Annotated in this window: 22 protein-coding genes and 1 pseudogene; 8 read left to right on the forward strand and 15 right to left on the reverse strand. The window is 63.0% G+C overall.

Translation table 11 applies throughout. From position 1 onward, the window contains the following. Positions 1 to 194 precede the first annotated feature (194 nt). Positions 195 to 1,886: a SulP family inorganic anion transporter gene (locus AB5K84_RS29730; RefSeq protein WP_011086257.1), complete on the reverse strand. Its 1,692-nt coding sequence runs from the start codon at positions 1,884 to 1,886 to the stop codon at positions 195 to 197. After that, entirely contained in the window at positions 1,883 to 2,566 is a 684-nt protein-coding gene (locus AB5K84_RS29735; RefSeq protein WP_011086256.1) for a YoaK family protein, read from the reverse strand. The genes AB5K84_RS29730 and AB5K84_RS29735 overlap by 4 nt, the downstream gene beginning before the upstream one ends. A gap of 143 nt (positions 2,567 to 2,709) precedes the next feature. On the opposite strand from AB5K84_RS29735, the gene AB5K84_RS29740 reads away from it, so the two are divergent. The 3 genes from AB5K84_RS29740 to AB5K84_RS29750 are packed head-to-tail and all read left to right on the forward strand — an operon-like array spanning position 2,710 to position 5,912. Beyond that, positions 2,710 to 4,398, forward strand: a complete 1,689-nt coding sequence (locus AB5K84_RS29740; RefSeq protein ID WP_011086255.1) for an aspartate:alanine exchanger family transporter — start codon at positions 2,710 to 2,712, stop codon at positions 4,396 to 4,398. An 11-nt stretch (positions 4,399 to 4,409) separates the two neighbouring features. Next, positions 4,410 to 5,303: an alpha/beta hydrolase family protein gene (locus tag AB5K84_RS29745; protein ID WP_011086254.1), complete on the forward strand. Its 894-nt coding sequence runs from the start codon at positions 4,410 to 4,412 to the stop codon at positions 5,301 to 5,303. 30 nt (positions 5,304 to 5,333) lie between these two features. Further along, entirely contained in the window at positions 5,334 to 5,912 is a 579-nt protein-coding gene (locus AB5K84_RS29750) for an invasion associated locus B family protein (RefSeq protein ID WP_028171962.1), read from the forward strand. Between the two features lie 21 nt (positions 5,913 to 5,933). Here the strand turns inward: AB5K84_RS29750 and AB5K84_RS29755 are convergent, their stop codons facing one another. Then, complete coding sequence (locus AB5K84_RS29755; protein ID WP_011086252.1) at positions 5,934 to 6,440, reverse strand: response regulator transcription factor; 507 nt, start codon at positions 6,438 to 6,440, stop codon at positions 5,934 to 5,936. 46 nt (positions 6,441 to 6,486) lie between these two features. Continuing rightward, entirely contained in the window at positions 6,487 to 7,119 is a 633-nt protein-coding gene (locus AB5K84_RS29760) for a response regulator transcription factor (protein ID WP_162185827.1), read from the reverse strand. 326 nt (positions 7,120 to 7,445) lie between these two features. On the opposite strand from AB5K84_RS29760, the gene AB5K84_RS29765 reads away from it, so the two are divergent. Next, positions 7,446 to 8,129, forward strand: a complete 684-nt coding sequence (locus AB5K84_RS29765; RefSeq protein WP_011086250.1) for a helix-turn-helix domain-containing protein — start codon at positions 7,446 to 7,448, stop codon at positions 8,127 to 8,129. A 137-nt stretch (positions 8,130 to 8,266) separates the two neighbouring features. On the opposite strand, the gene AB5K84_RS29770 is transcribed toward AB5K84_RS29765, so the two are convergent. The 3 genes and pseudogenes from AB5K84_RS29770 to AB5K84_RS29780 form a co-directional block, all read right to left on the reverse strand. Next, a complete protein-coding gene (locus AB5K84_RS29770; RefSeq protein WP_011086249.1) occupies positions 8,267 to 8,710 on the reverse strand; it encodes a potassium channel family protein in 444 nt (147 codons plus the stop codon). A gap of 59 nt (positions 8,711 to 8,769) precedes the next feature. Beyond that, positions 8,770 to 9,120, reverse strand: a complete 351-nt coding sequence (locus tag AB5K84_RS29775) for a phasin (RefSeq protein WP_011086248.1) — start codon at positions 9,118 to 9,120, stop codon at positions 8,770 to 8,772. 17 nt (positions 9,121 to 9,137) lie between these two features. Then, positions 9,138 to 9,263: pseudogene (locus tag AB5K84_RS29780) on the reverse strand (alpha/beta fold hydrolase); the annotation flags it as partial. 101 nt (positions 9,264 to 9,364) lie between these two features. Here AB5K84_RS29780 and AB5K84_RS29785 point away from each other — a divergent pair. The 4 genes from AB5K84_RS29785 to AB5K84_RS29800 all read left to right on the forward strand — a co-directional run bounded on the left by AB5K84_RS29785 (position 9,365) and on the right by AB5K84_RS29800 (position 11,543). Next, positions 9,365 to 9,535: a hypothetical protein gene (locus tag AB5K84_RS29785; RefSeq protein WP_236842214.1), complete on the forward strand. Its 171-nt coding sequence runs from the start codon at positions 9,365 to 9,367 to the stop codon at positions 9,533 to 9,535. A 228-nt stretch (positions 9,536 to 9,763) separates the two neighbouring features. Continuing rightward, the gene (locus AB5K84_RS29790; RefSeq protein WP_011086246.1) at positions 9,764 to 10,417 is read left to right on the forward strand and encodes a CoA transferase subunit A; all 654 of its coding nucleotides are present in this window, start codon (positions 9,764 to 9,766) and stop codon (positions 10,415 to 10,417) included. Between the two features lie 3 nt (positions 10,418 to 10,420). Continuing rightward, on the forward strand, positions 10,421 to 11,071 hold the full coding sequence (locus tag AB5K84_RS29795; RefSeq protein WP_011086245.1) for a CoA transferase subunit B: 651 nt from the start codon (positions 10,421 to 10,423) through the stop codon (positions 11,069 to 11,071). Positions 11,072 to 11,084: 13 nt separating this feature from the next. Further along, positions 11,085 to 11,543: a MaoC family dehydratase gene (locus tag AB5K84_RS29800; RefSeq protein ID WP_011086244.1), complete on the forward strand. Its 459-nt coding sequence runs from the start codon at positions 11,085 to 11,087 to the stop codon at positions 11,541 to 11,543. A 29-nt stretch (positions 11,544 to 11,572) separates the two neighbouring features. Here AB5K84_RS29800 and fabI read toward each other — a convergent pair whose 3' ends face one another. The 8 genes from fabI to AB5K84_RS29840 all read right to left on the reverse strand — a co-directional run bounded on the left by fabI (position 11,573) and on the right by AB5K84_RS29840 (position 20,889). Further along, positions 11,573 to 12,361: an enoyl-ACP reductase FabI gene (gene fabI, locus AB5K84_RS29805; RefSeq protein WP_011086243.1), complete on the reverse strand. Its 789-nt coding sequence runs from the start codon at positions 12,359 to 12,361 to the stop codon at positions 11,573 to 11,575. Beyond that, positions 12,358 to 13,572 (reverse strand): acetate/propionate family kinase, encoded by a 1,215-nt coding sequence (locus AB5K84_RS29810; protein ID WP_011086242.1) that lies wholly within the window; start codon positions 13,570 to 13,572, stop codon positions 12,358 to 12,360. Before AB5K84_RS29810 ends, fabI begins: the two co-directional genes overlap by 4 nt. Positions 13,573 to 13,577: 5 nt before the next feature. Next, entirely contained in the window at positions 13,578 to 14,540 is a 963-nt protein-coding gene (locus tag AB5K84_RS29815; RefSeq protein ID WP_011086241.1) for a phosphate acetyltransferase, read from the reverse strand. Positions 14,541 to 14,569: 29 nt separating this feature from the next. Beyond that, positions 14,570 to 16,789 carry a TerB family tellurite resistance protein gene (locus AB5K84_RS29820; protein WP_011086240.1) on the reverse strand — a complete coding sequence of 740 codons (2,220 nt, stop codon included), beginning with the start codon at positions 16,787 to 16,789 and terminating at the stop codon, positions 14,570 to 14,572. Between the two features lie 64 nt (positions 16,790 to 16,853). Then, a complete protein-coding gene (locus tag AB5K84_RS29825; protein WP_028171974.1) occupies positions 16,854 to 17,945 on the reverse strand; it encodes an AI-2E family transporter in 1,092 nt (363 codons plus the stop codon). Positions 17,946 to 18,097: 152 nt separating this feature from the next. Further along, complete coding sequence (locus tag AB5K84_RS29830) at positions 18,098 to 19,597, reverse strand: tripartite tricarboxylate transporter permease (protein ID WP_011086238.1); 1,500 nt, start codon at positions 19,595 to 19,597, stop codon at positions 18,098 to 18,100. Positions 19,598 to 19,609: 12 nt separating this feature from the next. After that, the gene (locus AB5K84_RS29835) at positions 19,610 to 20,077 is read right to left on the reverse strand and encodes a tripartite tricarboxylate transporter TctB family protein (protein ID WP_011086237.1); all 468 of its coding nucleotides are present in this window, start codon (positions 20,075 to 20,077) and stop codon (positions 19,610 to 19,612) included. Further along, positions 20,074 to 20,889, reverse strand: coding sequence for a carboxymuconolactone decarboxylase family protein (locus tag AB5K84_RS29840; protein WP_011086236.1), 816 nt, complete (start codon positions 20,887 to 20,889; stop codon positions 20,074 to 20,076). The genes AB5K84_RS29835 and AB5K84_RS29840 overlap by 4 nt, the downstream gene beginning before the upstream one ends.

A 20,889-nucleotide genomic window follows, 5' to 3' on the forward strand; every position in this document is an offset into this window, starting at 1 on the left:
GTCTCTCCCCATCCTTGGCTCTTGAGGCGAAGGTGATGGCGGATCGTGGGTATCGCGCGGGAGAGCTCCATTGATCCAAGTCAACGGTCGCGCATGAAATCAGTCGGCCTGCGAGCAGCGTGCACGCTTCGCGATGCAACACGGACGCGCGACTGAACGAAAGTCGCGCCGGAGATCGGCAAATGTCCCGGGCGCTATCTGGCCTGGTTGTCGCCGAGCACGTTGTCGAGCGAACGCAACCATTGCCCGCTGTCGGTCCTCTCGGCGAGCCCCTCGGCGCGCAGCAAATCGCGCAATTGCGCATGCGCGCCGGCGATGCAGAACGCGACATGGCGTGACGCAAGTTCGTCGTGGAGATTCCGGAGCATATGCGCGCCGGCCAGATCGATGTAGGGCGACGCCGAGAGGTCGCAGGCAACGAGCCTGACATCCGACGACCTCTGGAGCGCATTCAGAACGACCTCCAGGATCATCTCGGCATTAATATAGAGCAGCGAGGCTTCGGGGCGGAACGCGATGATTCCAACCAGCGGCTCCACGTCCTCGTGCCTGGCGCTGTCGGAATACCGGCCGCTGCCCGGGAGCCTGCCGAGAAATGCCACATTCGGCTGTGACGCGCGCGCCAGCAGCAGGAAGATGGAGGCGATCGACGCCAGCAGGACACCTTGCAGGATGCCGAGCAGCAGGACGGATACCAATGCGATCACCGCCGCGTAGAAATCGATGCGGCTGACGCGCCACATCCGCGCCAACGTACGGATGTCGACGAGCCGGTACACGGCGGCAAAGACGATGGCGGCCAGCACCGCCTTGGGCAGATTGGTCAGTAGCCCTGTGAAGAACAAGAGACACAGCGCCAGCGTCCCAGAGCAAATGACCAGCGCCAACGGTGTGCGGGCACCCGCGCTGTCATTGACGGCGGATTGCGACAACCCGCCAGCCACAGGATAGCCATGACCTAAGGCCGTAGCGAGATTGGCCGCACCGAGGCCCAAGAACTCCTGCCTGACGTCAAGGCTGTCACCATGCTTGGCGGCGAAGCTCCGAGCCGCCGAAACACCCTCTATGTAGGCGAGCAGCACACATCCGGCGGCAAGCGGAAAGAGATCGTCGAACTCCAGCAGGCCGAACGTGGGCAAGCCAGGCACCGGCAGGCCCTGGGGGATTCTTCCCGTCACGGGCACGCCGAGAGCCGGCAGACCGAGCGCGGTTGCCACCGCGATCGCCAGCGCCACAACCGCGATCCCGACCGGCCTACCGGGGAGCAGCCGCTCGCCGGTCAGCAGAAGCAGGAATGCCACCAGACCGACGGCGAGCACCAGCGGATTCACGTCACCGAGCTGCCCGGCGAGCTCAATGCCGCGTTCGAAGAAGTCATGGCCGCCACCGGCAACACCGAACAGGCTCGGCAGCTGGCTCATGATGATGGTGAGCCCGGCGCCAGCCTTGAAGCCGACGAGAATGCTGTCGCTGACCAGACGGACGAGGACGCTGAGCTTGCACAGCCAGGCGATGAGGCACAACACCGCGACCGCGAAGGCAGCAAGACTTGCAATTTGCCCATAACGCACCGGATCGCCCGCGGCGAGCGGCCCTACCGTGCCCACGATCATCAGCGAGATTGCCGAAGTCGGGCCGACCGCAAGCTGGCGCGACGAGCCCAACAAGGCGTAACCGAAGCCGCCGAGCATGTAGCCGTAGATCCCGACCTGCGGCGGCAGCCCGGCCAGCGCGGCGTAGGCCAGCGATACCGGAATTGCGTAAGCGGCAAGCGTGACGCCGGCGACAGCATCCGATGGCAACCACGACCTGCGATAGGTCGCAAGCCAGCTCGACGGCGGAAAGTACCGCAACCAGCTCCCCTGCAGCCCAGACGGGGCGCTCATGCACGGGCCTCGCTGCGATCCACCTCGCAGCGCAGCAACACGATCAGCAAGGCGATCACGGGCATGCCGAGCGCCAGGTTCGGAAAGGACTTTGTCGCGAAGGCCCCGACCGCCGCTCCCACGCCGAACATGACGCACAGCGCTGCAAACATGCCCGAGCGGCGAAGCGGTCCCGGCGGACCTCCGCCGACGACCGCCGCAAACGCACCCTCAATCGCCTGGCGCATGTTACCGGTGATCATCACCGAACTGTAGACCACGCCTTCGACCTTGGTGAAAATTGCGGTCGGCATCGCCGCGACAAAGGAAATGCCCAGCGTGCCCGCAAGATCGGGCAGCCGGTTGTGCAGGATTTCGATTGCGATCAGAAGCAGTATCTCGATCAGCGTGCTGATGACGCTGGCCCGATCTCCCGTCGCGTGGCGCAGCCATGCCGCAACCAAGACACCGATCGCAAATGACAGGATCGGCGGCACGAAATGGAGCGCCGCGGCCCAATTGCCCACCGAACCATAGACCCAGAGCAGGACCAGATTGGCGGTCTGGGCATTCGCCATGACGCCGTGGATCATCCATGTGTAGGCGTCGAGATAGCCGCCGGCGAAGGCGAGCAGCAGCGCGACCTCAAGCGTCTCATCGCGCCGCAACGATGCGCCCGCAGCTAGATCCAGAGTGCTCATGGCGCGGACTTCGGATGTCGCAGAACCTGCATCGGCCAAAAGACGCCGCAGCGAGGATAGCTTGGGATTGATCTAAATCAAGCAGTCGCCCGGTTCCCGGGCGCGAATTCGACGTCAATCGTTGCGCCCGGGAATTTGCGATCATGGATACTGTCAGGTGGATCATTTCCACCGCTCCGGAGATCTTCCTGCTGCTTGCGGTTGCCATCGGCACCATGCTTGGACGCCTCAAGATCCACGGCTTCGCGATCGGCACCACGGCCTGCATCCTGATCGTGTCCGTCCTGATCGGACAACTCGGCACCTTTACGTTCCCCGCGCTGCTGAGGATCGTGCTGTTCAGTCTCTTCGTATTCACGATCGGTTACAAATCCGGACCGGAGTTTTTCGCCTCGTTGAGTGTCCGCACCCTGGCCCAAGTTGCCATGGCGCTCGTGCTCGGCGGGACTGGTCTCGTGATCGTGCTGGCCTTTGCGTTCGCCCTCAAGCTCGATCCCGGCACGGCATCCGGGCTTGCGGCTGGCGCGCTGACGCAGTCTTCCGTGATCGGCACGGCCTCGGGCGCGCTGGCGCAGCTCGGATTGCCGAAGACCGTGCTGGAGCAACAGGAAGCGAATATCGCAGCGGGATATGCCGTCACCTATGTGCTCGGCTACATTCTGACACTGCTCTACGTCCCCTTCGCGGCGCCGAAACTGATGGGGGTCAATCTCAAGGACGAGGCGAAAAAGCTGGAGGTCGAGCTTTCAGGTGGCGCGCCGCCGAAGACCGAGAACCTATCCTATCGCAAGTTCCAGGCTCGCGCCTATCGCGTCACGGCTGCGGCCGGCCGAACCGTCAAGGCGATCGAGGAGGACATCGGCAGCCGCACGGTGATCGAACGGATCGTGCGCCAGGGCGCCGATATCGAACCGCGTCTGGACACCGTGCTCGAGGCGGGCGACGACATCGTCATCGCCGGTCGAACTGCCGCCATTGTCGCCGCCAAGCCGATCATCGGCACCGAGATCGATGCCGACGAGATCCTGAAGGCGATCCCCGGCAATGTGCTTGACGTGCTGGTGGACAACCGCAACCTCCACGGCCGATCCATCCGGGATGTGGCCGATCGCATCGGCGGCGATGCACGCGGTGTGTTTTTGCGCGCCCTGACGCGGCATGGGCGCGAAGCCCCGCTGAGCGCGGACACGCGTGTCTATGTCGGTGACGTCATGACGCTGGTCGGCAGCACCCGCAACATCGAGCGCGCGGCGAAGCAGGTCGGGCAGATCGTGCGCTCCGGCGACCGTACTGACATTGCCTTCCTTGCGGCGGGTATTGCCGCCGGGCTGCTGGCCGGGCTCGTCAGCTTCAAGGTCGGCGGCATCGCGCTGACGCTCGGCGGCGGTGGCGGCGCACTGATCGCGGGTCTCCTCTGTGGCTGGCTGCGCTCGCGCCGGCCGACGATGGGCGCAATGCCGCCAGCCGCGCAGCAGACGCTGAGCGATCTCGGCCTCGGTGGATTCATCGCGGCGATCGGCCTGGCCAACGGTCACGCCGCCTGGGTCGCGATCCAGGCGCACGGCCTGTTGCTGGTCGGCATGGGCCTCGTGGTCACACTGGTGCCGCTGGTCGTCGCGACGCTGTTTGCCTATCACGTCCTGCGCATGAACCCGGTCATCACCTGTGGAGCCCTCGCCGGCGCCATGACGGTCGATGCAGCCGTGACCGGGGCTTGCGAGATCGCCGAGAGCCAGACGCCGGTGCTCGGCGTTGCCGTGCCTTACGCCGTCGGCAATGTGGTTCTGACCGTGCTCGGGCCGATTATCGTAGCCTGCACCTTTGTTGGCTGAGGGAGGACGAAATGCAGCCACGGACATGGATCCAGCCGCTACTGGTGGTCGTGCAGCTGCTTGCGTCCTCCTTGATTGCACCGTCATGGGCAGACAATGAGGCCGCGTCGCGCCGCATCCAGGAGGAAGTGTGGGCATTGCCGTTACCGTTGCCGATGTTCGCCTATGTCGTTCGACCCGTCGGCGATGGCCCGTTCCCGCTCGCAATCATGAACCACGGCGTATCGCTCGACCCTAAACAGCGCAGCTTCTTTCCACTCGTCGAGTTCCGCGACGCGGCGAAATGGTTCGCAAGGCGCGGCTACTTCGTGGTCGCTCCCGTCGGCACCGGTTACGGCGCCTCAGCCAACGATATTCCCGAACGCGGACTCTATGGACCGTTCTTTTCCAAGGTCGGCAAGTGCTCCAATCCCAATTTCCATGACGCCGGCCTCGCGGTGGCACAGGTCGACCTCTGGATCATCGATTTCCTGGCTGCCGAAAAACGCATCACACCGAAGGATGTCGTCGTTGTCGGTCAGTCTGCGGGCGGCTGGGCATCCATCGCGCTTTCCAGCATGAACCCGCCGCAGATCGGAGCGATCATCACCTTTGCCGCTGGCCGCGGTGGGCGTGTCGGCGGCAAGCCGAACAATAATTGCGCCCCGGATAAACTGGTCGAGGCGACGATGGATTTCGGTCGCACCTCCCGGGTGCCGATGCTGTGGATCTATATCGAAAATGACACGTTCTTCGGCCCCGCGTTGTCGAAGCGGATGCATGAGGCCTTCACCTCGGCCGGGGGCAAGGCGCAATACCATCTGGTTCCGCCGTTCGGCGATGAGGGGCATTTCTTCGTCGGCTCGCCGGATGCCATTCCGATCTGGTCGCCACTCGTAAGCAGATTTCTCGACGAGATCAAATAGACGACGCGCTCGATTTCCGGAGGCGACACAATGGCACGCTCACATCGTCAATCCATCCGGATGACACGCAATCACGCGACCGCGCAGTTCGCGCTTCTGCTGCTCGTCGCCACCACCACCATGCCGGCCTCCGCCGAGATTTCACCGCGGGGGCAGCGCATGGCGAATGATATCAAATACGGCGACTGGCGAAAACTATGCTTCAAGCCGGGCGGCGCCAAGACCGTGTGCCGGACCTCGATCACCGGCACGTTCGACACGGGGCAGACGGCGGTTCGGTTGGACTTGATCGAACGTGAGGGCGACCGCACGGCACGGCTCCAGATGTTCGTGCCGGTCGGCATGTTTGTCCAGGTGCCCGTCAAGCTCACGGTCGACAAAGGCAACACCTATGCCGTACCGTACACATGGTGCCTGAACAACGCCTGCATAGCCGCCGATGTGGCAAAACCCGGCCTGATAAGGGAGATGGAAACGGGCAAGACGCTCGCGCTGGAGGTTGTCGACCCCAACATGCTGTCGGTTACCGCCTCCCTGCCACTTGCTCAGTTCGCATCTGCTCACAAGGGGCCGCCGGCCCAAACGTTCGACCAGCAGATCGACGAATAGCGCGCAGCTGACTTGTCCAGCCTAGCTGCCCCAGGCTCTCTCCACACTCTCGATGAGCGAGGCCGCGGCAAAGGGCTTGGTCAAATAGGCGATGCATCCCGATGCAATTGCCGCCGCGCGGCTTTCGTGAGTGTCGTTGCCGGTGACAAAGACAATCGGAACCTGGACCTGCTGTTCCGCAAGCCAGCGTCGCAAATCAATTCCAGATTCTCCATCCAGATTGATATCCAGAATGATACAGAATGCCTGCTGAAAGTTGTCATGATTTACCAGCGCCTCGGCGGATTCGAACAGCTTTGCCTCGAAGCCGTGCTCCTGCAGCAGCCGCTTCATGCTCCTGCGCATGGAAGGGTCATCATCGACAACGAAAATGGACTTGCGGCGCTGCAAGTGGCTCAACTCCATACAGGGAAAGCTTGGCAGAACACGATGGACTTGCGTGAACGCGTCAAGCGCCTCGCGGTTCTTCGTCTCCCGGGGAGCCAACACGTCGGCTTGTTGAAATACCCCTCTCAGGGAGATTTCCATTGACCTTTGGTGCAAGTCACAGGGGAACCTGCGAATTGGTTATCGCCTAGCCGTGTGAGCCGCTCTCGGGATCCAGCATACCAAGCAGCTGCGCCGTTGAAACCAGTTCCGCGAGCGAGCTCACCTGCATCTTCTCCATCACCTGGTGTCGATGTGCTTTGACCGTGCGTTCGGTCGTTCCCAATTCATACGCGATCTGCTTGTTGATCTTCCCACGCACAATGAGGTCAAACACCTGCCGCTCGCGTGGCGTCAGCGACGCGACATGAGCGCGACGCGAATCGAGCCGGCTGCGCAGCCCGCGCGCGGTCTCCTGTTGTGACAAGGCCCGCTCGATCGCTTCAATCAGTTGCCCCGACGATACCGGCTTGGTCAAGAAATCCTCGGCGCCGGCCTTGATCGCCCGCACAGTCGTCGCGGTATCGGCGTGTCCGGTGAGAAACACGATCGGGACGGTCGATCCAAGCTCACTAAGACGTTTCTGTAGATCCGGTCCGCTCAGGCCCGGCATCTGCACATCGAGGAGGATGCAGCTCGGCAGCTCATCGCGGGGCAGATGATCGAGCAGGTCCTGCGAGGATGCATAGGTCGCGACGTCGTAGCCCGCAAGTTTAAGCCGACGCTCGATCGCTGTTCGAAACGAGGCATCGTCGTCGACCACGTGAACAAGGCCGGGCAATGGACCCTCTCTGCTTCCTGCAATCTGCTTTAACCGCTTACCTAACACCTGGATGGGCTTGAGCTCTAGCCATCCCGTTAGTGCCGAAGGTTTCGCAGGCCGGAGTTTGTGGCGCGAAGCTTGATCCGACGCAGGAGCCCGCTCTTCTCATTCCGCGCATCCATCCCACCGACCTGTCCCTTGGTACAATGAACCATGAGACAATGGTGAAGAATACGGCGTTAGTCGTAAACCGACCCGAGCCGGAGTGCGACATCGGCGGCACCTCTCCTGGCGAAATATCAGCCTGGCAGACCAATTCAGCGATCAGTTGAGGAGTTGGGCCTATGTTTGTTCGCATCACGACAGACGCGTCTCCCCGCCCCAATTCGCTCAAAGACCTCGGCATGACGAGCGATTCAAATCCAATCGTCAGTTTAAACGAATTTACATATAAAAAGGGCACTGAGATCTACGGCGAGAAGGAACCTGCAGATTACGTCTACCAGGTCAAGTCTGGTGCAGTGCGAAGCTATAAACTCCTGTCGGACGGTCGCCGGCAGATCGGCGCCTTCCACCTCGCCGGAGACATTTTCGGACTTGAGAACGGCAGCGAGCATCGGTTCACCGCCGAGGCGATCGTGGATACCACCGTCCGGCTGATCAAGCGGCAAAGCCTGGAGCTGGTGGCGGAGAGCGACGCGATGGTCGCGCGCAACTTGCTCAACATGACGACCAGCAACCTGCAACACGCAGAGGACCACATGCTCCTGCTCGGCCGGAAGACGTCCTTGGAGCGCGTCGCCGCTTTCCTGCTCGAAATGGACAAGCGGCTCTCCGGGGTCAATGTCATGGCACTTCCGATGTCCCGGCGCGATATTGCCGATTACCTCGGCTTGACGCTGGAGACCGTCTCGCGGGCGATATCGCACCTTCATGATCTCGGCGTCCTCGGCTTCATCGGCAATACCCAGCGCCAGATCGTGCTGCTCAACCGGCAGCAGCTCGCCAGTCTCGACCTGCAACACTGAGCGCCTGAGAGCGGGCACTTGCCTGCGTCTTGGCTGCCGCAGAGTGGCCTTGTCGGCAAGCGGTAAAAGCTGCACACCACACTGGCTAGCGCCAATGTTGCAGTCGATCCATGGAACTGCCATTCGTCAGCATCAGATCACCTGCCGTCCGGCAGCCTCGTCACTCCGAGATCGTCGAGCGTCTTGCGCAAGACCTCGAACAGGACTGCGGTCGACCAGCCGAACATCAAGATGCCGTTCATCGCGGTCATCGGACCCGTCAGCCGCCACGCCTGTATGGGCGTGATGTCGCCGTAGCCCAGCGTGGTGTAGTTGACGAAGGCGAAATAGATCAGGTCGCTGCCGGCAGGCGCGGCACCGACCAAGGCATAGGCCAGCGCCCAGACCAGAACCTCCATCGTATGCGCCACCATCAGCGCCGACGCTGTTGCGACCATGACGGCCATCAGATGCAGCCGCGGCCACGCATCATGCCGCAGCCCGGCTGTGCGGGCGATACCGATGGCTCCCACCGTCACCAGGGCGTGGATCATGATGTTGATGACGCTGACGATCGCGCCGACGATGAATTGAAGCGCCATTGTGCTCGCATGGGCAAGGCGGACGGCTGTTCATCGCCTCACGCCTGGGTTCAGTCCATTCAGTTTTTGGGCGTGAACGCGCCCGTCGCCGCCTTCATGGCCGACTCGCCCATGCTCCTGGCCTGATCGGTCAAGGCCTGCATCTGCCCCTGAAAGAATTCGGACTGAAGCTTGAGCGCGTCCTGAACGTCCTTGGCTTGAACGAGCTTGTCGCCAAAGTCGAACGTCGCGCTGGCGTTGCGCTGCATGAAACTGCAAAACTGCTTGGCCTGGTCCGCGATCGGTAGCGGCGAGGAACTGAGTCCCCTCTCCAGCAGCTCAAAATACTCCGCATTGGCCTTTCGCAACCGCACGAGCGCTTCGGTGAGCATCCCGCGGATGTTCTCGGCGGATGGGTTGATCTCTGCCATGACGTTACTCCCTGTGGTTATGCCGCAAGCCCCCCGAACCAGGCGCCGAAATAGCCGGCGTAGAGGGCCGGCACTTCCAGGTTCATCGAATGTCCGATGTTTGGGACGACCACGAGCCGACAATCCGGCATCGCCTCGGCCATGGCTAGGGAGCTCGACCGGGGGAGGCTTGATCTAACTCAATGGAATTCGTTGGCGGAGCTTCAAAACACCTTTGCGGTTTCCGGGGATAACCAATCTACCTTTGGCCCTGCCGATCGATCTTGCGACGCTGGCCCACGCCGTTCACGCCGGAATCCGCCCGGCCTCCCTGCTGCCGCCAGGCGCCAATGCGAACGATGCCTTCGTGTCGGCATTGCGCCGCATCGAATTCGGGAGCGGCCGGCTGCTGCAGGCGCAAATTTTCTCTTCCTGAAGGGCGAGAGCCTTGTGCCGTTTCGCGACGCCGTCAACGCGGCGCTTGAGCGGCGCCACGCGGAAGTCCGAAGACTATGGGCAGAAGCCCTTGAGAGCATAGGCATCACCACCCGGCGTGGGAACGATGAGAAGCCTTGACGCAGATCAAAGGAGCGTGCCGACCGCTCGCCAACATCGTCTCACCGTCGCCTTCCTTTGATCGCCTTTGCTGACTGGAGTTCCCATCATGAGGGCCGTTTCCGTCGAAGAAGCCGTCGCGATGATCCCGTCCGGTGCGAGCATCATGGTCGGCGGCTTCATGGGCGTCGGAACGCCGGAGCGCCTGCTCGACGAGGTTGTGCGACAACACAAGACCGGTCTCTCGGTCATCAGCAACGACGCGGCGACGCCCGGAAAAGGTGTCGGCAAGCTGTTCGACGCGGCTCTCGTCTCGCGCCTCATTGCGACCCATATCGGCCTCAATCCGAAGGCGCAGCAGCAGATGCTGGCCAATCAGATCGCCGTCGATCTCATTCCGCAGGGCACCTTCGCCGAGCGCATTCGCGCAGGCGGGTGCGGCCTCGGCGGTGTGCTCACACCGACAGGCGTGGGCACCCTCGTCGCCGAAGGCAAGCGCCAGATCGAGATCGACGGCAGGCCATTCCTGCTCGAGACCGCGCTGCGGGCGCAGTTCGCCCTGGTCCACGCCTTTCTCGCCGACTATCTCGGCAACCTCTCCTACGCGCTCACGGCACGCAACTTCAATCCGGTCATGGCGATGGCGGCCGACACCGTGATCGTGACAGCGGAGCACATCGTGCCCGTCGGCGTCATCGCACCCGACCACGTGCTGACACCGGCGCCGCTCGTCGACTACCTCATTACGAACCCGAACGGGTGAAACATGGACGCACAGGAGATCATCGCGAGGCGCGTCGCGCAGGAGCTTCATTCCGGCGACCTCGTGAATCTGGGGATCGGCATCCCAACGCTGGTCGCCAACTACGTTTCGCCTGATCTCAAGGTGTTCTTTCAGTCGGAAAACGGTTTGATCGGCACCGGACCAATCCCCGAGCAGGGGTTGAGCGACCCCCTGCTGACGGACGCGGGCGGGCGCCCGATCAGTGCGCTGCCAGGTGCCAGCACATTCGACAGCGCGATGTCGTTCGGGTTTATCCGCGGCGGCCATGTCGACGTCAGCGTCCTCGGCGGCCTGCAAGTCGATGCGCTGGGCCATCTCGCCAACTGGATGATCCCCGGCAAGATGGTGCCGGGCATGGGCGGGGCCATGGATCTCGTCAGCGGCGCCAGGCGGGTCATCGTCGCCATGCAGCACGCGGCGAAGGGCAAGTCCAAGATCGTCGCCAAATGCTCTCTGCCCCTGACATCGGCGCGACCGGTGCACCTGGTCGTGACCGACATGGCCGTGATCGCGTTCCCTGACGGCAGGGCCACCCTGCTGGAGACCGCGCCCGGCATCAGTGTCGGCGAGGTCATGGCGGTGACGGACGCCGAACTTGTCGTACACGACAAGATCCCGGAAATGAAGATCTGAGCAGGTGACCGACATGCGGATATTCAGCGACTTCAGCGAAATCAAATCTGCCGTCGGCACCGAGATCGGCGTCAGCGACTGGGTCGAGGTGACGCAGGATCGCATCAACCAGTTTGCCGAGGCGACCTGCGACCAGCAGTGGATCCATGTCGATCAGGAGCGCGCCAGGAAGGAATCGCCCGGCGGCACCACCATCGCCCACGGCCTGTTGTCGCTTGCACTTGCACCGCTCTTCATTCGATCGGTGATGGGCCTCAAGGGCCTACGCAACACCCTGAATTACGGCGCAGACCGGATAAGATATCTGGCACCGGTGCCAGCGGGCTCGAAGCTGCGCGGCCGTGTCACCGTCGCCGAGGCCGAGGACGTTCCACCCGACGGCCTGCGCGTGAACTACCATCTCGTGATCGAGATCGAAGGCGGCAAGAAGCCGGCCTGCGTCGCCGAGCTGATCGCACTGCACTATCGCTGAGCGGCGCACGAGGCGCCCGTCGTTTTCGTTCAGTCGATGATGTGATATCCACCGTCGATATAGAGCACGCCACCGGTGATCAGCTTGGCGCCGTCGAGTGCCAGAAACGCCGTGGCATTGCCGACATCGTCGATGCTAACGAGGCTGCGCGCCGGCGCCTTCGATTGAGCCTTGTCCATCAGCTCGTCGAACTCCGGGATGCCCGACGCCGCGCGGGTGGCGAGCGGTCCCGGCGAGATCGCGTGCACGCGGATGCCCTTCGGCCCCAATTCGGCGGCGGCATAGCGAACGGCTGCTTCAAGCGCCGCCTTGGCCACGCCCATGATGTTGTAGTTCTCCACAACCATCTGGCTGCCATAGTACGTCATGGTGAACATCGTGCCGCCGTTCTTCATCAGCGGCTCGGCGAGATGCGCCATGCGCAGGAACGACCAGCAGGAGACATCCATCGTCTTCAGGAATCCGTCGCGGCCGACATCCACCACGCGGCCGTGCAGCGCCTCCTTCGGCGAGAAAGCGATCGAGTGCAGCAGGAAATCGAGCTGGCCCCATTCCTTCCCGATCCGCTCGAACACGGCCTCGGTCTGCCCCTCCACCATGACGTCGAGCGGCATGAAGATCGGTGCCTCCAGCGCCTGCGCGAGCGGTTCGACGTGCTTTTTGGCGCGGTCGTTCAGATAGGTGACGGCGAGTTCAGCCCCGAGCCCACGAAACGCCCTGGCGCATCCCCAGGCGATGGACTGGTCGTTGGCGACACCGACGATGAGGCCTTTTTTCCCCTTCAGGGCAACCTTGGTATCCGGGAACACGGGAATCATGACACCCTCTCTTGTCTGGGGTTGGTCGATGGCGTGTTGACCAGCAGCGCCAGCGTGTGCTGTGCGATCATCAGTTCCTCGTCGGTCGGCACGACATAGACGGGAATGAGACTGTCGGGACGCGATATCAGCCGCGCGTTGCGGGAATTCTCGGTCGGATCCAGCTTGACACCGAACCAACCGAGCTGCTCGCCCACTCGGGCGCGTATGCTCGCGGAATTCTCGCCGATGCCGGCGGTGAAGACGAAGGCATCCAGGCCCTGCAACGCAGCCGCAAGCATGCCGGCGTTGAGGCCGATCCGATATACGAAATAGTCGATCGCCAGTTTCGCCTTGGCATCCTGGCTGGCCTCGAGCTCCCGCATATCGTTGCTGACGCCGGACAGTCCCTTCAGTCCACAGTCGCGATAGAGGAAGTTCTGCACGTTCGATGCCGACATTCCCCTTTCCGAGATCAGATAGAGCACGACCCCGGGATCGATCTGGCCGGGGCGCGTTCCCATCGGAAGCCCGTCCAGCGCCGTGAAGCCCATGGTACTTTCGACGCTCTGTCCTCCCTTCAGCGCGCACATCGAGGCGCCGCTACCGAGATGGGCGACGATCACCCTGCCCTTCGCAACGCCGGGCGCGGTCTGCGGCAGGGTCTTCGCGATGTATTCGTAGGACAGCCCGTGAAAACCGTAGCGCCGCACGCCCTCGGCGTGAAGCTGATGCGGGATCGCATAGTGATCTGCAACTGCACTATGCGTGCGGTGAAAGGCGGTGTCGAAGCAGGCGACCTGCGGCAAGGTCGGGAAGCCCGCGAGGATCGACCGGATCGGCGACAGGTTGTGCGGTTGATGCAGCGGTGCGAGGCTGACGAACCGTTCCAGGCGGGCGACGACGCCGTGGTCGATCAGCACCGGCCGGTCATACTCGGGACCGCCATGCACGACACGATGTCCGACGGCGATGGGGTGAATACGAAGCTCGTCCCGCAACCATTCCCCGGCGACGCCCATCGCGGCCGGAACATCGGGGACCGTCTCGATCGGGTAGGCGCGGTCGGCGAGCGGATCGCCATTCGCGCCGCTCGCCCTCAACCGTGGGCGGCTGCCGATGCCGTCCATCTGGCCCTTGAGCTGCCGCCGCAGCCTGCCCTCTCCCTCGACCGAAAAGACCTGGAACTTGACGCTCGAGGAGCCCGCGTTGACGACGAGGATCGTATCCATGATGGTCACGCAGCAACTGTCGGGGCGTGTTGACGCCGGGCATTGGCATAGAGCGACGCCACCGCGCAGGATGCCATGCGCGCCCGCGGCGAGTCCGCCCGTGACGTCAGCACGACGGGCACCCGGGCGCCGAGCACGATGCCGGCGCCGTCGGCCTTGGCAAAGTAGGCCAGATTTTTCGCCAGCATATTGCCCGATTCGAGGTCGGGAACGACGAGGATCTGAGCCCGGCCGGCGACCTCGGACTTGATGCCCTTGATGCGCGCGGCTTCGGGATCAATGGCATTGTCGAACGCGAGCGGGCCGTCGAGCACGCCGCCGGTGATCTGCCCGCGATCAGCCATCTTGCAGAGCGCGGCCGCCTCGATCGTCGAGGGAATCTTGGACGTCACGGTCTCCACCGCCGAAAGGATTGCCACCCGCGGCGTCTTGCCGAATCCGGCCTCGTTGTAGAGATCGATGGCGTTCTGGATGATGTCGCGCTTGGCGTCGAGATCGGGAAAGATGTTGATCGCGGCATCCGTCACAAGCAGGGTTTCGGCATAGGCGGGCACGTCCATCACGAACACATGGCTGATACGGCGTTCGGTGCGCAGGCCGCCGACTTTTGCGGTCACCGCGCGCATCAACTCGTCGGTGTGAAGACTGCCCTTCATGAGCATTTCGCCCTTGGCTGCGTGGATCAGCTCGACACCTTTGGCGGCTGCCTCTTCGCTATGTGCGGCGTTGACGATCTCGAAGCCGGAGATGTCGAGGCCACACCTGCGCGCGAGATCGCCGATCTTGCTCGCGGGCCCGACCAGAATCGGCCGGATGATGCCGGCCTCAGCACTCTCAACGGCGCCGCGCAGCGAGGTTTCATCGCAAGGATGCACCACGACAGTCGGAACCGGCGGCACCGCCTTTGCTGCCGCAATCAACCGGTCATACTTGCTAGGAGACTGCGTTTGCCTTCCTTCGGTTGACATGATCTCGCTCCCAATCCCTCCAGACAGACTTACGATGCCTTCGCCTTTGGATCGAAAGGGGCGACGTTCGATTCCCCTTCACCTGTATCGACGCCGAACAACGTGGCGACGCGCCGCAGGCGACTTGCGCGTTCCCCCGCGATCTCGCCGCTTGCGGAGAGCACCTCGCGTATCGCCGCGAAGGCCGCACGCCGCTGGTTGACATCCTCGGGCAACAGCTTCTGAATGGCTGCCAAGGCACCTTCCCGATCGATCAGCAGCATGAAGAACTGCTCGCGGACCAGCATCTTGAACTCCGGAAGCGTCATTCGCTGTCCACTGTAGTCGCGACGGATCCGGCGCAGCGCCTCAATGCTACGCTCATCAACCATTCCCCGCGCCGACCCGATGTAAAGCAGACTGCGAATGGCCGCCTCGCGCAGGCCGCCCTCGCCGATCCCGGATTTCAGCTGCGCGACCCGCTTCTCCAGCATGGCGCGATGCTCGGCTGACATTTCGCGACGGCGCGACGGCTCGGACTTCGGATCGATCCCGAGCGCAGTCTGCACCGCCGGCGAGCCATAGAGGTTGAGAAAGATCGCTTCGCTCAATGCCTCCTGTGCGTCACGCCAGCTGTCGAGTGCGTGAACGATCTGCTTGGACATCTGCTCCTGAAACGCAAGGAACGGATTGTCTTGGGCGACCGGCTTGCGATTGTCCTCGATGTCCTCCGCGGCCGACTTCACCGCCGTCATCCACGGATTTTGGCTGCTCAGCGCCTCGTACTGCAGCCGCAGGGGATGCAGGTTGCGCATCGTCTCTGCCATCTGCGGCGTGACCAGCGTCTTGATCCAGGGCTGCACGAACTTCTGGTAGGCGGCAAGGTTAAGCTCCGAGACGCGTTTGGCGGCAGCGAAGCGCCGCTCGTCCTCGGGCGAATTGCCACCCATGGCGCGGATGTCGCCGAGCGTCCGCGCCTCGCAGCGCATCACCCACTGGCCGACCACGAGATCGGAACTCGTTGTCTCCTCGCCCTTGGCCTCGAATGTCGCCTCATAGAGCCCCGGCGGCAGCACGTCGATCAGGTCGATGTTACTCGAGAACTCAGCGTGCTCTTTCTTGGCGACGCCGCCGGACACGAAGATACCGAGATGCCCAATGCTCTTGTGGACGGTATAGACGATCGTCTGCCCATAGGCCCTGATCTCATCGACGTCCGCATAGCAATCCAGAATCCAGTCCAGCGCCTGTTGCGGCGGCGTGACGTTGTCGCCCTCCGAGCAGAACACCACGATCGGCGACTGAATATTGCGCAAATCCACCCTGCGGCCGTCGGACATCTCGATCTTGCCGGCGGCGAGATTATTGCCGATGAAGAGCTCGTCGACGATGAACTGGATTTCCTCGGCATTCAGGTTGACATGCCCGCCCCACCATCGCTCGAACTCGAGATAGCGGTTCGCCTCGGTATCGACCTTGGAATAGACGTTGTACTGCTTGGTCCACAGGGTGTTCGATGGATTCTGGTTCTCGAAGTTCTGCACCAGCCAGGCACCGTCGAACTTTCCGGCGCCGAGATCGCTGGTCAGCGCGGTGAGCCAGCTTCCACCCAAAAGGCCGCCGGAATAACGCATCGGATACTTGCCGTGCACGCCCGCCCAATAGGCAAGCGGCGCCCCCGCGATGATCAGCGGCCCGAACAGTTCCGGCCGCAGTGACGCCAGGATCATGACGGCCCAGCCGGCCTGACAATTGCCGATCACGCAAGGCTTTCCGTCCGCGTCCGGATGACGGCTGATGACCTTTTCGATGAAAATGGCTTCGGCGCGCGCGATGCGTTCGATGGTCTGACCGGGCATCGGCTCCGGCAGGAAGCCGATGAAGTAACAGGGATGCCCGGCCTTCATCGCGACGCCGATCTCGCTATCGGCCTTGAAGCCGCCGATGCCCGGGCCATGGCCCGCGCGCGGATCGATCACGACAAACGGCCGTCGCTTGAGATCAATCTCCACGTCCTTGGGCGGGATGATACGGACCAGCGCGTAGTTGACCGGCTCGTCCAGCTTGCGGCCGTCCATAATCAGTTCCGCAGCGTATTGCAGGACATGCGGCGCCGTCTGTGCAACGTGCTCCCGGTATTGATCGCCGCGCTGGCGCATGATGTCCAGGAACAGCACACTCCGCTGGCTCGCGTCGACCATGTATTCCACGGCCGAAGCCACAAGTCCGGACAAGGGGCCGCCCGGCAGGTTGGGATTTTCCATTGACATGTTCCGACCTCGTCGTCGCGCGACGTCATCCAAGGCGCTCCGAGGCGTCCGACATTGATTTAGGTCAACGGTCGATGGTCGCCTGCGACGCCGCGCTGGCGCGATCGGTCCTGATCCAGGCCACGGTGAGCTCCCAAGCCACCGACAGGACAATAGGTCCGATGAAAAGGCCGACTATTCCGTGGCCCAGCGTTCCGCCGATCACGCCGATCAGGATGACGAGCGCCGGCGTCGTCAGGCCGCGTCCCATCACCAACGGTTTCAGTATGTTGTCGAGAATGCTGACGATTCCGAGGAACAATGTCAGCAGCACTGCGACAGTGACATCCTTGTCGGTCCAGATCCAGATCATCACGGGGAGCATGATGATGGCTCCGCCGATCTGCACGATGGAGAGCAACAGCACCAGGAGCGCAAGCAAGCCGGCGATCGGAATGCCCGCCAACTTGAAGCCGATACCGGCCAGCAGCGCCTGAACGACGGCGATGCCGATCACACCTTGGGCTACCGCACGGATGGTCGCGCCCGCGAGATCCAGGAAGTGCTCGCTCTGCTCGGGCACGATCCGCGACAGGAAGCTCCTGCCCGCCGCCACGAGCTGCGGTCCATAGGGAAACAGGCAGCCGGCGACGACGACCGACAGCAGGAACTTGATGGTGCCCACACCGGCATCGCCCGCGATGCCAAGGAGCGTACCCGCGAACGGCTTCAGATACGGCGCAATCCGTTGCACGACCGAACGGAGATTGGTCGAGGCTTGATCCCAGAACTCGTAGAGCGGCGTTCCGATCAGCGGCCAGGTCTTGATCGCTGCGGGCGGTGAAGGGATGACCAGATCGCCCGCGGCCAGCTCACCGGCGAAGTCCCTGATCCCGTCCACCGCACCGAGACCTAGCCAAGCCGCCGGCCCGATGACAATGGCGAGATTAATCGCGGTGAGAAGCCCCGCCGCGAGTTTCGCCCTGCCTCCCAGGATTTTGGCGAGCACGAGGAAGATCGGATTGAACGCAACTGCGAGCACGAGGGCCCAGACCAGAATCGTAACGAACGGGCGGATCAGATACAAAGTCCAGAAGATCAACAGAGCGAGCAATCCGAGCCTGATCACGAGCTGGATCACGTCCTCTCCGGTGAGAAGCTGGCGAAGTGTCTTCAAGGCCGTGTCCAGATCTAGTCCAAAGGCAGCGTAGTCGGCGCTTTAGCGTTGCGATCTTGATCTGGATCAAGTACCCGAGCGGATACGGCGATCTGATCGGCTGACGTCGGGCATGATCAGGGCGAACCTGCCTGCATGGGAATCGCGGTGTATCAATCCTGGAGCGCTTCCTCTCGCCGCGCCCGGATCGTCGGCAACATGATCAGGAGGATCGCGATGGCGGCCGCGGCCAGCAGGCTCGCCGAGAGCGGCGAAGTCAGCAGCACGGTGGCGTCGCCGCGCGAGAGCACCATGGCGCGGCGGAAATTCTCCTCGATGGCCGGACCCAGAACCAGGCCCAACAGCAGCGGCGCCGCCGGAAGTTGCAGCTTGATCAGGACGTAACCGAACACGCAGAACACGGCCGCCTCGTAGACCTCGAACGTTCCGCTGTTGATGGAATAGACGCCGATCGAGCAGAACACCATGATCGCGGGAAACAGATAGCGGTAGGGAATGGTGAGCAGCTTCACCCAAAGCCCGACGAGCGGAAGATTGAGGATCAGCAGCATCAGATTGCCGACCCACATCGAGACGATCAGGCCCCAAAACAGGGTCGGATTCTTCGTCATCACCTCCGGACCCGGGTGGATGTTGTGAATGTTCATGGCGCCCACCATCAGGGCCATCACGACATTGGAGGGAACCCCGAGCGTCAGCAGCGGAATGAACGAGGTCTGGGCGCCGGCGTTGTTCGCGGACTCCGGGCCTGCAACGCCCTCGATGGCGCCCTTGCCGAACTGCTCGGGATGTCGCGACAGCTTCTTCTCCAGCGTATAGGATGCGAAGGACGAGAGCACGGCGCCGCCGCCGGGCAGGACTCCCAGCAGCGTCCCCAGCGCCGTGCCGCGCAGCATCGCCGGCACCATCCGACGGAAGTCGTCGCGCGTCGGAAACAGATTGGTGATCTTCTGGGTGACCAGCGACAGCTTGTCGTCCTGCTCGAGATTCTTGACGATCTCGGCGAAGCCGAAGATGCCCATCGCCAGCGGCACGAAATCGAGACCGTCGAAGAGCTGGGGAACGCCGAAGGCAAAACGCTGGCTGCCGCTGTTCAGGTCGGTGCCGACGAGGCTCAGGAGCCTGCCGAGCACGACCATGCCGATGCCCTCGATGAACGGCCCGCTCGACAGCACCGAGGCGAGGATCAGCCCCAGGATCATGAGCGCGAAGAATTCCTTCGGGCCGAACAGCAAGGCGGTCGCGGTCAGCGGGCCCGCAAGGGCCGCCAAGACCAGCGTTGCCACGCATCCGGCGAAGAACGAGCCGATGGCAGCGGTCGCGAGCGCCACGCCGGCGCGCCCCTGCTTCGCCATCTGGTAGCCGTCAATCGTGGTCACGACCGACGAAGACTCCCCAGGCAGATTGACCACGATCGCCGTGGTCGAGCCGCCATACTGCGCGCCGTAATAGATCCCGGCGAGCATGATCAGCGCGGCGTCCGGTTGCAGCGCATAGGTGATCGGCAGCAGCATAGCGATGGTCGCGAGCGGGCCGAGGCCGGGAAGCACGCCGATCAAGGTGCCGAGCAGGCAGCCGAGGAAGGCATAGAGCAGGTTGGCGGGCTGGGCTGCCGTCGCAAAGCCAATCGCCAGATTGTGGAAGAGATCCATCGATCGGCTCGTTCAGTTGAGGAGAGACGGCCAGACGGGCAGTTGCAGCCCGAGACCGTAGACGAATACGGCCAGACACAGCGCGATGAGCACCGCAGCGTTCGCCAGCGCGCCCATCCAGGTGAACTCGGGGCTGGCCCGGCTCGACACCATGATCAGAACGAACAAGGCACCGACCAGACCGAGCGGAAACAGCAAGGCGCCGAACAGGATCACGGATCCGGTGATCCAGGCGAGCCCCTTGAGATCCCAGTTGCGCAGCGCCTGCCCGTCCGCGGTCGGCTTCATCGCACTGAGGATCACGACCAGACCGATGGCCGCGAGCACGATTGCGAGCAGGCGCGGAAAATAACCCGGCCCCATTCGCGCGGCTGTCCCCGCGGGATAGTTCAGCGCCGCCACGAAGAAGAGGACTGCAAATGCGAGGAACAGAGCGCCGGACGCGAACGCCCTGTGATTGCGGATCGCCAATCCCTTCACTTCCGTCCTCCTCCCTCACCCGGTCCCTTGCTCTCCTCGCCGGCACCGGCCTTCGAGGAACGCTCGTCGAGGGCTTCCATCAGAACCGGTACGCCGATCGCGCAGGCATGGACGCCAAGATGTGCAGTCATCTGGAGAACCTGAAGGATCTCCCGCTGGCCGATGCCGAGCCGCAAAGCCCGCCTGATCTGCACCCGCAGTCCATGCGGATTGAGTGCCGTGAAGCAGGCGTTCAATGCGAGCGAGATCAGACATTGCGAGCAATGGTCGAGACCATCCCCGGTCTGCCCGCCCGCGAGGAGATCCAGCAAGACGGCGAAATAGCCGGGATCGCTCCGCAGCCATTGCTCGCAGAAATCGGGCCAATCCCCGAATTGCGCCACATAGGCATCCCGCAGCGCCGTCTGCTCATGCGTCAGTTCGGGATGATCGACCTGAAGCCCCGCGCTCGCCAATTCCTCGGCTAGGATGCCGATGCCGAGATTGCAGCCGTCGAGCCCCTGAACCGTCGCGAGGCGAAACACGTCGATGATCTCCCGCGCCGACGCCCCCTCCTGAAGTGCAAGGCGAAGATGCAGCGCGAGGCCGGATCGGAACAGGTGCGTCGCCGATCCGTCGAGCGCGACGTAGATCAGCTCGCGCATCTTGGGCGACAGCGGTCCGTTCTCTACGGCATAACCCGCATATTTTCCGTAGGCGTCGAGAAACGCCGGATCGAGCCGCAGCAGCCCCTCCGTCCAGGGCCGCCAATAGCCCCGCGCCTTGACGTAGGCATTTTTCAGTACCTGCTGTTCCGGCGTCAGATTGGACAT

Origin of the sequence: Bradyrhizobium sp. 1200_D9_N1_1 (genome assembly GCF_052075915.1) — a bacterium.
GTDB classification, from domain to species: Bacteria; Pseudomonadota; Alphaproteobacteria; order Rhizobiales; family Xanthobacteraceae; genus Bradyrhizobium; species Bradyrhizobium diazoefficiens.

Bases quoted from the DNA above. Each gene is read 5' to 3' on its own strand.
- AB5K84_RS29730 (WP_011086257.1), bottom strand. From the start codon at position 1,886: ATGAGCGCCCCGTCTGGGCTGCAGGGGAGCTGGTTGCGGTACTTTCCG.
- AB5K84_RS29735 (WP_011086256.1), bottom strand. From the start codon at position 2,566: ATGAGCACTCTGGATCTAGCTGCGGGCGCATCGTTGCGGCGCGATGAG.
- AB5K84_RS29740 (WP_011086255.1), top strand. From the start codon at position 2,710: ATGGATACTGTCAGGTGGATCATTTCCACCGCTCCGGAGATCTTCCTG.
- AB5K84_RS29745 (WP_011086254.1), top strand. From the start codon at position 4,410: ATGCAGCCACGGACATGGATCCAGCCGCTACTGGTGGTCGTGCAGCTG.
- AB5K84_RS29750 (WP_028171962.1), top strand. From the start codon at position 5,334: ATGGCACGCTCACATCGTCAATCCATCCGGATGACACGCAATCACGCG.
- AB5K84_RS29755 (WP_011086252.1), bottom strand. From the start codon at position 6,440: ATGGAAATCTCCCTGAGAGGGGTATTTCAACAAGCCGACGTGTTGGCT.
- AB5K84_RS29765 (WP_011086250.1), top strand. From the start codon at position 7,446: ATGTTTGTTCGCATCACGACAGACGCGTCTCCCCGCCCCAATTCGCTC.
- AB5K84_RS29770 (WP_011086249.1), bottom strand. From the start codon at position 8,710: ATGGCGCTTCAATTCATCGTCGGCGCGATCGTCAGCGTCATCAACATC.
- AB5K84_RS29775 (WP_011086248.1), bottom strand. From the start codon at position 9,120: ATGGCAGAGATCAACCCATCCGCCGAGAACATCCGCGGGATGCTCACC.
- AB5K84_RS29790 (WP_011086246.1), top strand. From the start codon at position 9,764: ATGAGGGCCGTTTCCGTCGAAGAAGCCGTCGCGATGATCCCGTCCGGT.
- AB5K84_RS29795 (WP_011086245.1), top strand. From the start codon at position 10,421: ATGGACGCACAGGAGATCATCGCGAGGCGCGTCGCGCAGGAGCTTCAT.
- AB5K84_RS29800 (WP_011086244.1), top strand. From the start codon at position 11,085: ATGCGGATATTCAGCGACTTCAGCGAAATCAAATCTGCCGTCGGCACC.
- fabI (WP_011086243.1), bottom strand. From the start codon at position 12,361: ATGATTCCCGTGTTCCCGGATACCAAGGTTGCCCTGAAGGGGAAAAAA.
- AB5K84_RS29810 (WP_011086242.1), bottom strand. From the start codon at position 13,572: ATGGATACGATCCTCGTCGTCAACGCGGGCTCCTCGAGCGTCAAGTTC.
- AB5K84_RS29815 (WP_011086241.1), bottom strand. From the start codon at position 14,540: ATGTCAACCGAAGGAAGGCAAACGCAGTCTCCTAGCAAGTATGACCGG.
- AB5K84_RS29820 (WP_011086240.1), bottom strand. From the start codon at position 16,789: ATGTCAATGGAAAATCCCAACCTGCCGGGCGGCCCCTTGTCCGGACTT.
- AB5K84_RS29830 (WP_011086238.1), bottom strand. From the start codon at position 19,597: ATGGATCTCTTCCACAATCTGGCGATTGGCTTTGCGACGGCAGCCCAG.
- AB5K84_RS29840 (WP_011086236.1), bottom strand. From the start codon at position 20,889: ATGTCCAATCTGACGCCGGAACAGCAGGTACTGAAAAATGCCTACGTC.